The 5,644-nt window shown below is 72.8% G+C and carries 6 protein-coding genes; 2 read left to right on the top strand and 4 right to left on the bottom strand.

Annotated elements, in window-relative coordinates:
• From AC1DCG_RS24825 to AC1DCG_RS24815, 3 genes are all read right to left on the bottom strand, one after another.
• Positions 1 to 147: carboxyl transferase domain-containing protein (locus tag AC1DCG_RS24825; protein ID WP_477030657.1), on the bottom strand; the 147-nt coding region annotated here is incomplete at its 3' end.
• A 72-nt stretch (positions 148 to 219) separates the two neighbouring features.
• Positions 220 to 546: a YnfA family protein gene (locus AC1DCG_RS24820; protein ID WP_477030615.1), complete on the bottom strand. Its 327-nt coding sequence runs from the start codon at positions 544 to 546 to the stop codon at positions 220 to 222.
• Between the two features lie 10 nt (positions 547 to 556).
• Entirely contained in the window at positions 557 to 1,285 is a 729-nt protein-coding gene (locus AC1DCG_RS24815) for an ATP12 family chaperone protein (protein ID WP_477030616.1), read from the bottom strand.
• A 96-nt stretch (positions 1,286 to 1,381) separates the two neighbouring features.
• On the opposite strand from AC1DCG_RS24815, the gene AC1DCG_RS24810 reads away from it, so the two are divergent.
• Positions 1,382 to 2,833, top strand: a complete 1,452-nt coding sequence (locus AC1DCG_RS24810) for a DUF1800 domain-containing protein (RefSeq protein ID WP_477041740.1) — start codon at positions 1,382 to 1,384, stop codon at positions 2,831 to 2,833.
• Positions 2,830 to 4,101: a DUF1501 domain-containing protein gene (locus AC1DCG_RS24805; RefSeq protein WP_477030618.1), complete on the top strand. Its 1,272-nt coding sequence runs from the start codon at positions 2,830 to 2,832 to the stop codon at positions 4,099 to 4,101. Before AC1DCG_RS24810 ends, AC1DCG_RS24805 begins: the two co-directional genes overlap by 4 nt.
• A gap of 144 nt (positions 4,102 to 4,245) precedes the next feature.
• Here AC1DCG_RS24805 and AC1DCG_RS24800 read toward each other — a convergent pair.
• On the bottom strand, positions 4,246 to 5,644 hold a 1,399-nt coding region (locus AC1DCG_RS24800; protein ID WP_477041739.1), incomplete at its 5' end, for a putative 2OG-Fe(II) oxygenase.

Genomic DNA, 5,644 nt, shown 5'->3' with positions numbered 1-5,644 from the left:
CTCGAACGAGCCTTCGTCCAGCAAGAGATCGATCCGCTCGCGCGCCGTCAGCTTGCCCTTGGCATGCTGGCTCGCCACCCGCTTCTCGCCGCCCCCCGCTCGCGCCTGCTCGCGACGCCGCTCCAGCTCTTCCAGGATGTGTTGCAAGGTCTTCGGCTCCAAGCTGGGACTGGAACCAAAGGCGTAAAGAGCCCCGGCGGGGCTGGCAAGGCGCAGCCGTCAGGCGGCGCGAGGGCCAAACAGGATGATCCCCGCGCCGGCGAGGCACACGGCCATGCCGATCAGGTCCCAGCGGTCGGGGCGCACCTGCTCGACCGTCCGCATCCAGACGATGGACGACAGGATGTAGATGCCGCCGTAGGCCGCGAAGGCCCGGCCCGCCGCCTGCGCCTCGACGCGGGTCAGGAGCCAGGCGAAGGCGATCAGGGCCAGGACGCCGGGGATGGTCCACAGCGCCGAGCGCCCCTGCCGCAGCCAGGCCCAGAACGCGAAGCAGCCGCCGATCTCGCAGACCGCGGCCAGGACGTAGACCAGCGCGCTCCTCACCGGCCCGGCCTCATCGGCGAAGGGCGGCGAACCACCGCTCGAGAACGGCCGCCTCGATCGCCAGGTTGGCGGCGCGGGTGACGGCCTCGTGGTCGTCGCCCCACTGTTCGGCCTGGTAGATCTCGTCCAGGCGCGACAGGTCCAGAGCCTTCTGGCCAGTCACCCGCCCCGCGCGCACGGCCAGGGCCAGGACGGTGGAGCCGAACAGGCCGGCCGCATAGGCCACGCCCGCCAGCGAGAAGTCGTCCAGGCGCAGGGCCAGGGCCTCGACGGCGGCCAGGGTCGCCGGCGGCTGCGGGGCGTGGATGATCCCGGTCACCGGCTCCAGCGCCACGCCATGCTCGGCCTTGGCCCAGTCCAGCACCGCGCCCCACTCGCGCGCCTGGCGCTCGACCAGGGGCGTGGGGCCGTCGGCGCGGTAGCAGAGCAGATCCGAGCCGGCGTAGGCGGCGACCTCGCGGGCGACCTCGGCCCGCGTCTCGGCGATGCGGTCGATGGCGGTGAAGGCCAGGCGCGTGGCCGGCATGGCCGTGGAGTCGATGACCTTCTCCTGGGCCTCCCACTCGGCGGCCACGACCTGCGCCAGGGTCAGGGTCGGCAGGGCCAGCGGCTTCTTCTGCGGCGACTTGGGCGTGCGGCCGTCCAGCAGCACCGGATAGAGGCCGTCCTTGGCCTCGCCGGCGGTCGCGGCCTTGTAGAAGCGGCGCGGCTTTTCGATCAGGTCAGGCTTGTCGGACACGGGAACGGCTCATTTTCACGGAAGGCCGGCGACGGATTTCCGCAGCCTGCGCGTTGAATGGTCGATCGGACGCCATATCGCAAGGGAGAGCCCGGCTTGAGCCTGCCGTCCAAGGACATGATGGCCGCCATCGCCGCCACCCGCTTCGGGCTGGGCGCGCGGCCGGGCGAGATCGAGGCGGCGCGCGGCGACCCGCGCGGCTTCCTCGAAGGCCAGATCCGCCGCGAGGGCGCGGACCTGCCCAAGGACGACGGCGAGAGCGCGCCGACGCGCTACGCCGCCTTCGCCGACTACCGCCAGGAACGCCGCGCCGCCCGCCGCGAGACCAGGACGCCCGCGGCCGACGGCGACATGAAGCCGATCCCCGTGGTCGACGCCCCGCCCAACGCCAACATCCTGCGCGAGGCCCAGAAGGAGGCCCAGCGCTATCTGCGAGAGAAGACCAACGCCGACTTCCTGGCCCGCGCCCAGCTGGCCGCCGACACCGAGGCGGGCTTTCGCGAGCGCTGGGCGCTGTTCTTCGCCAACCATTTCACGGTGTCGTCCACCAAGCAGGCCACGGCCGTGGTGATCGGGCCGTTCGAGCGCGAGGCGATCCGGCCGCACGTGTTCGGCCGCTTCGAGGACCTGCTGGTCGCCTCCAGCACCCATCCGGCCATGCTGACCTATCTGGACCAGGCCCAGTCGATCGGTCCGGGCAGCCGGGCGGCGCAGTACGCCGCGCGCGGCGGCCGTCCCCGGCGCGTGGGGCTGAACGAGAACCTGGCGCGCGAGATCCTGGAACTGCACACCGTGGGCGTCGACGCCGGCTACAGCCAGGCCGACGTCACCGAGTTCGCCCGCGCCCTCACCGGCTTCAGCGTCGGCCGCGCCCAGGACCCCGACATCGGCGCCTTCGTCTTCCGCGCCAACGCCCATGAGCCCGGCGCCCGCGCGATCCTCGGCAAGGCCTTCGCCCAAGGCGGCCAGGACCAGGGGCTGGCGGTGCTGAAGACCCTGGCCGCCGACCCGCGCACCGCGCGCCACGTCTGCGGCAAGATCGCCCGCCACTTCGTCGCCGACGATCCGCCCCCCGCCCTTGTCGCGCGGCTGGAGAAGCGCTGGATCGAGACCGGCGGCCGGCTGGACGCGGTGGCCGGAGCGCTGATCGCCGCGCCCGAGGCCTGGGACCCGACGYCCATGAAGGTCAAGACGCCCTACGAGTTCACGATCTCGGCCTGGCGCGCGATCGGCGGACGCCCGGCGGCGTTCGAGCGGCTGAGCCCCATCCTGACCAGCCTGGGCCAGAAGCCGTTCTCGCCGCCCTCGCCCAAGGGCTGGCCCGACGAGGCCGGCGCCTGGGCCTCGCCCGACGGCCTGGTCAAGCGCATGCAGTGGACGCAAGGGTTCGCCGCCGCCGTGGCCGACGCGCGCGATCCCGACGCCCTGGCCCGCTCGGCCCTGGGCGCGCGCCTGGGCGAGCCGACCGCCCGCGCGGTGGCCCGCGCCGAGACCCGCCGCGAAGCCCTCGCCCTGCTGGTGATGAGTCCGGAGTTCCAACGCCGATGACCGATCGCGCCCTCTCCCCTTCCCGTCGCTCGTTTCTGGCGGCCGCCGCCAGCCTGGGCGTGTCGGTCAGCTTCGTCGGGCGCCAGGCCCAGGCCGCCGACGGAACCAAGAAGCTGGTCGTGGTGGTCTGCCGCGGCGGCATGGACGGCCTGTCGGTGGCTCCTCCCGTCGGCGACCCGGGCTATGCGGCGCTGCGCGGCGGCATCGCCATGAGCCCGGACAAGGCGCTGAAGCTCGACGACACCTTCGCCCTGCACCCGTCGCTGACCACCGTCCACGCCCTGGCCAGGCAAGGCCAGGCCCGCATCGCGCCGGCCATCGCCACGCCCGACCGCGCCCGCTCGCACTTCGAGGCCCAGGACGTGCTGGAGACCGGCGAGGCCAAGGTCTACGGCGCCGACAGCGGCTGGCTGAACCGCACGCTGGAGGTGATGGGACCGGGCAAGGTCGAGGCGCTGTCGGTGGGGACCACCGCCCCGCTGATCCTGCGCGGCAAGGTGCAGGCGGCCAGCTGGTCGCCCGGCAAGGGCCTGGACGAGGCCGCGCGCCTGCCCACCCTGCTGCAGGACCTCTACAAGGGCGACCCGCTGCTGGGCCCGGCCTTCGCCCGGGGCCTGGAGACCGAGGCCATGGCCCAGGCGGCGATGACGGCCCTGGCGCCGGCCCCGTCATCGCCCGCCATGGCCCAGTCCATGAACCCGCCCGCCATGAACCAGCCTGCCATGAACCAACCGGGAGGCCGTCCCGCCGACAACCGCCAGGGCCGCGAGGCCGCGCGCAAGCTGGGCTCGACCCTGGCCGGCTTCATGCGCCAGGCCGACGGCCCGCAGATCGCCGCCCTGTCGCTGGACGGCTTCGACACCCATGCCGGCCAGGTCGGCCAGATCGCCACGCGGCTGACCTATCTGGACGCCGTGCTGGGCGGCCTGCACGAGGGCCTGGGGCCCGAGTGGAAGAACACGGTGGTGGTGGCCGTGACGGAGTTTGGCCGCACCGCCAGGGTCAACGGCACGCAGGGCACCGACCACGGCACGGCCTCGACCGCCCTGCTGCTGGGCGGCGCGCTCAAGCGCGGCGGCATCGTCGGCGACTGGCCGACCCTGGCCGAGCCGGCCCTGTTCGAGAACCGCGACGTCGCGCCGACGCTGGACATGCGTGGCCTGTTCAAGGGCGTGCTGATCGACCACCTGGGCGTGGACCGGGCGGCGGTGGAAAAGAAGGTGTTCGCCGACAGCGCCGATGCGAAGGCGGTGACGGGGTTGGTATAGAGCCACCGCCCAAACCAAACACCCGTAAAATCCCCGCGAAAGCGGGGACCCAGGTGTTTTATCGTCGAGCGCCTTGGGTTTCAGAAAAAACCTGGGTCCCCGCTTTCGCGGGGATTGGACGGAAAAATATGTCCAGGTTTTCCCTCACCCCGGAACCGCGTCGAAGGCCATGGTCAGGCGGCGCGCCTCGCCGGTGAACGGCACGGTGCCGTGCCACATGTAGGACGGAAACAGCACCAGCGTGCCCGGCGCGGGCTTCACGGCGTGCTCGGCCGCGAGCCTGGGCAAAGTCACGCAGCCGGGCTGGCCGAACTTGATCCAGCCTTCGCGCCGCTCCGCATCGTCAACGCCCGGCGGCAGGTCGATGTAGAAGGCCGACGACACCCAGCCCTGCGGATGGACGTGGTCGGTATGGAAGCCGTTGGGCTTGAGGCTGACCGACCAGCCGCCCTGGACAACCGCCTTGCCCGTGCGGCGGATGCGCAAGGGGTCGCTTCCTTCGCCGAGCTCGGCGGCGTAGCGCTCGACGGTGGCCCGGGCGCAGGCGAAGAAGGCCTGGAAGATCGGCTCCTGCGAGGTGTGCAGCGACTGCACCTGGGCGCCGCCGCGCAGCGACTGCTGCAGCGGATGGGTCTCCAGGTCGTGCAGTTCGCCCAGACGCTTGCGAAGGTCGGCCAGGAAGCTGGAGAGGTCGCTCCAGCCTTCCGGCGTGGGCAGGATGTAGGGCCGTACGAAGGCGGCGTAGTCGTAGAGCGCGCCGTAGCGGGGGTCGCCGAGGATCCGCCAAGCCAGGGCCTGCAGCGACAGCGCATGCTGGTCGTAGGGAAAGGCCTGCAGCACCGACCCAGCCACCGACGAGGCGCCTGCGGCGTCGCCGACCGCCAGCAGGGCCTCGGCCAGGCTCTTGAGCACCGGCGCGGCGCCCGGCGCTGCTCGGGCTGCGGCCTGCGCATGGGCCAGTCCTTCGGCCGTCTCGCCAAGTTCGGCGGCGGCGTGGGCGGCGGTGACCAAAAGGTGCAGGTCGCCGGGATGGCGGCGCAGGCCCGCGCGCAGGGTGTCGAGCGCCTGGGGCAGACGGCCGGCGAACTCCTCGACCAGGGCCTGCACGTGCAGCAGGCGCGGGTCGGACTGCCGGGCCAGCGTGGCCTTCAGCGGCGCCAGGGCATGGTCGAGATCGGCGGTCCGCATCCAGCGCAGCTGGGCCAGATCGCGGTGGGCGTCGACGAAGGCCGGGCGGCGGGCGATCGCCTCCTGGAAGATCGTCTCGGCCTCGTCGTAGCGATGCTGGAACTGCACCGCGCGGGCCAGGACCAGCCAGGCCTCCGGCGCGTCGAGGCCCAGGGACATGGCCTTGCGCACCGCGGCCTCGGCCTGCGGCTGGCGGCCCAGGTCGCCGTTGGTGGCGGCCAGATTGTACCAGGTCAGGCGGTCCTGCGGCGCGCCGCGGGCGGCCCGCTCGTTGAACGGCAGGGCCTCGGCGTGCCGGCCCGCGCCCTTCAGCGCGGCGGCGTGCGCCACCAGCAGGCCGGGCATGGCGGTCGGC

The organism is Caulobacter sp. 10L414 (assembly GCF_056395525.1).
The sequence above is the reverse complement of the archived record's forward strand: the minus strand, read 5'-3'. Positions and strand labels throughout refer to the sequence as shown.